Annotated in this window: 1 protein-coding gene; it reads left to right on the top strand. The window is 54.6% G+C overall.

Annotated elements, in window-relative coordinates:
* The coding region (locus CSE01S_RS21905; protein ID WP_072015051.1) for an elongation factor Tu at positions 1-710 on the top strand (710 nt) is incomplete at both ends.

The following is a 710-nucleotide window of genomic DNA, read 5'->3' as shown; positions in this document are numbered from 1 at the left end:
CACGTAGACTGCCCGGGCCACGCCGACTATGTTAAAAACATGATCACCGGTGCTGCGCAGATGGACGGCGCGATCCTGGTTGTTGCCGCGACTGACGGCCCGATGCCGCAGACCCGTGAGCACATCCTGCTGGGTCGTCAGGTAGGCGTTCCGTACATCATCGTGTTCCTGAACAAATGCGACATGGTTGATGACGAAGAGCTGCTGGAACTGGTAGAGATGGAAGTTCGTGAACTGCTGTCTCAGTACGATTTCCCGGGCGACGACACGCCGATCGTTCGTGGTTCAGCTCTGAAAGCGCTGGAAGGCGACGCAGAGTGGGAAGCGAAAATCATCGAACTGGCTGGCTTCCTGGATTCTTACATTCCGGAACCAGAGCGTGCGATTGACAAGCCGTTCCTGCTGCCGATCGAAGACGTATTCTCCATCTCCGGTCGTGGTACCGTTGTTACCGGTCGTGTAGAGCGCGGTATCATCAAAGTGGGCGAAGAAGTTGAAATCGTTGGTATCAAAGAGACTGCGAAGTCTACCTGTACTGGCGTTGAAATGTTCCGCAAACTGCTGGACGAAGGCCGTGCGGGTGAGAACGTAGGTGTTCTGCTGCGTGGTATCAAACGTGAAGAAATCGAACGTGGTCAGGTACTGGCGAAGCCGGGCACCATCAAGCCGCACACCAAGTTCGAATCTGAAGTGTATATTCTGTCCAAAGA

It is taken from the genome of Citrobacter sedlakii NBRC 105722, assembly GCF_000759835.1.
GTDB lineage: Bacteria > Pseudomonadota > Gammaproteobacteria > Enterobacterales > Enterobacteriaceae > Citrobacter_A > Citrobacter_A sedlakii.
This window is presented reverse-complemented; position numbering and strand designations above follow the sequence as displayed.